The sequence below is a fragment of the Leisingera sp. F5 genome (assembly GCF_001593695.1).
Window position 1 is genome coordinate 1 of the sequence record NZ_LUKH01000644.1, and the last position, 1935, is coordinate 1935.

The 1935-nt window shown below is 62.3% G+C and carries 4 protein-coding genes; 3 read left to right on the plus strand and 1 reads right to left on the minus strand.

Annotated features, from left to right (window positions below; genetic code table 11):
• Positions 1 to 157: 157 nt before the first annotated feature.
• The 3 genes from A2I95_RS34290 (at position 158) to A2I95_RS34300 (ending at position 1678) form a co-directional block, all read left to right on the plus strand.
• Positions 158 to 895 carry an N-formylglutamate amidohydrolase gene (locus tag A2I95_RS34290; protein WP_027257792.1) on the plus strand — a complete coding sequence of 246 codons (738 nt, stop codon included), beginning with the start codon at positions 158 to 160 and terminating at the stop codon, positions 893 to 895.
• 145 nt (positions 896 to 1040) lie between these two features.
• Positions 1041 to 1280, plus strand: a complete 240-nt coding sequence (locus A2I95_RS34295; RefSeq protein WP_027257791.1) for a DUF6868 family protein — start codon at positions 1041 to 1043, stop codon at positions 1278 to 1280.
• 83 nt (positions 1281 to 1363) lie between these two features.
• On the plus strand, positions 1364 to 1678 hold the full coding sequence (locus tag A2I95_RS34300) for a DUF1244 domain-containing protein (protein WP_027257790.1): 315 nt from the start codon (positions 1364 to 1366) through the stop codon (positions 1676 to 1678).
• On the opposite strand, the gene A2I95_RS34305 is transcribed toward A2I95_RS34300, so the two are convergent.
• On the minus strand, positions 1650 to 1935 hold a 286-nt coding region (locus A2I95_RS34305; RefSeq protein ID WP_291736995.1), incomplete at its 5' end, for an EamA family transporter. The genes A2I95_RS34300 and A2I95_RS34305 overlap by 29 nt on opposite strands.

The following is a 1935-nucleotide window of genomic DNA, read 5'->3' on the forward strand; positions in this document are numbered from 1 at the left end:
GGGTGGCGACAATCTTCACATTGCGCGAACGTTTCATAGGGGTCTTCTCCTCCGGACCTGAAATATGTTACCGCAAACAGCGTTCAGGGTGCTTATCCCCCAATTCCCATTCTGCCGCAACTCCCGTAAACAGCTTGCGGCAAAACATATCAGGCTCATGACATACACACCCTATTTTGTTCACGGCGCAGACCGCCCCGCCCGCTGGCTGATCACCTGCGACCACGCCACCAACCACGTGCCGGAATTTGCCGGCGGCGGCGACCTCGGCCTCCCGCGCGAGGATATGGAGCGCCACATCGCCTATGACGTCGGCGCCTATGAGGTGTCGAAGCTGCTGGGCGAAATGCTGGACGCGCCGGTGGTGGCCTCCAACTTCTCGCGGCTGGTGATCGACCCCAACCGCGGCGAGGACGACCCGACCCTGTTGATGAAGCTTTACGACGGCACCATCATCCCGGCCAACCGCCACGCGGGCGCGGCAGAGCTGACCGAGCGGCTGGAGAATTGCTACCGCCCCTACCACCGCGCCCTGGCGCGGCTGGCGGAACGTCCCCGCACGGTGATCGTCTCGGTCCACAGTTTCACCCGCCAGCTGCGCGGGCGCCCCCCGCGGCCCTGGGAGATCGGCATCCTGTTTCCCGAAGGTGAACGGTTCTCTCCCTTCGTGATCGACGAACTGAAAGCCGAGGGCGGCCTGTGCGTGGGCGTCAATGAGCCCTACACCGGCTATCTGCCCGGCGACGCGATTGAGACCCACGCCACCAAACCGGGCCGCCCCAACACGCTGATCGAGCTGAGGAACGACCTGATTGCCGAGCACAAGAGCCAGCACATCTGGGCCGAACGCTTGGCCGGTGTCCTGCCCAAAGCGCTGGAGGCCTCCGGCCTCTGAACCGGAATTCGACGCGAATTCCGGCCAGGAAAAATCGATTTTTCCTGGCCGTTTCCCTCAAAGGGAAACCGCCCCGCATTGCGGAACTGGCAGAAAATCCCCATATTCGTAACGGAAGCGCGGGCGAAACGGGAAAGGAGTCATCATGACCCTGGACATTCTCTCTGCTTTCTTCGGCTGGCTGACCGTGCTGCATCTTAGCTTGTTCACCCTGTCTGCCCTTTTGCTGCTGGCCCTGCGGGATTGGGTCGCCGGCCTGCACGCACGGATGTTCGGCCTGGCGCCTGCCGATGTCAGCCTCACCGTCTACCGCTGGCTCGGCACCTATAAAATTGTGATCTTTGCCACCGCGCTGGGACCGTGGGTTGCGCTGCAGCTGATCTGACGCCCCATGTGGCCCCATTGCCCGCACTAGCGTCGGCTGCTAGGCCTGTGCCAGACGCCAATATTCACTCCGGAGCCACCTCCATGGACAAGCAAACCGAGATCGAAATCCAGGCCGCCGCCTTCCGCCGCCTTCAAAAGCACCTGATGGAAGAACGCACTGACGTTCAGAACATCGACCTGATGAACATGGCCGGCTTTTGCCGCAACTGCCTGGCGCGCTGGTACCAGGAAGCCGCCAATGAACGCGGCATTGAGATGGACAAGAACGAAGCCCGCGAGATCTATTACGGCATGACCATGGCGGAGTGGAAAGCCAACTATCAGACCGAGGCCAACGCCCAAAAACAGGCCGCATTCGAGGTCGCGTTCAAGGAGAACGTGACGGACAAGCAATAGGCTGGTCAGCAGGCTTTTCAGGCCGCCGCGAGCGAACGGGCGGTTTCTGCGTCCACAGAACGGCAGTGAGTATCACCGCCCCGCCCAGAACCGTCGTCAGGCCCGGACGTTCCGCCAAGATCAAAAAGGCTAGCAAAGGCGCCAGCGGCGTCTCCAGCGCTGACAACAGCGCGGTTTCTGCCGCAGGCAACCGCCGCGCGCCCTCGCACAGCGTGACCGAGGCCACCGCAAAGACCAGCCCGAACAGCACCAGCACC

Bases quoted from the DNA above. Each gene is read 5' to 3' on its own strand.
- A2I95_RS34290 (WP_027257792.1), top strand. From the start codon at position 158: ATGACATACACACCCTATTTTGTTCACGGCGCAGACCGCCCCGCCCGC.
- A2I95_RS34295 (WP_027257791.1), top strand. From the start codon at position 1,041: ATGACCCTGGACATTCTCTCTGCTTTCTTCGGCTGGCTGACCGTGCTG.
- A2I95_RS34300 (WP_027257790.1), top strand. From the start codon at position 1,364: ATGGACAAGCAAACCGAGATCGAAATCCAGGCCGCCGCCTTCCGCCGC.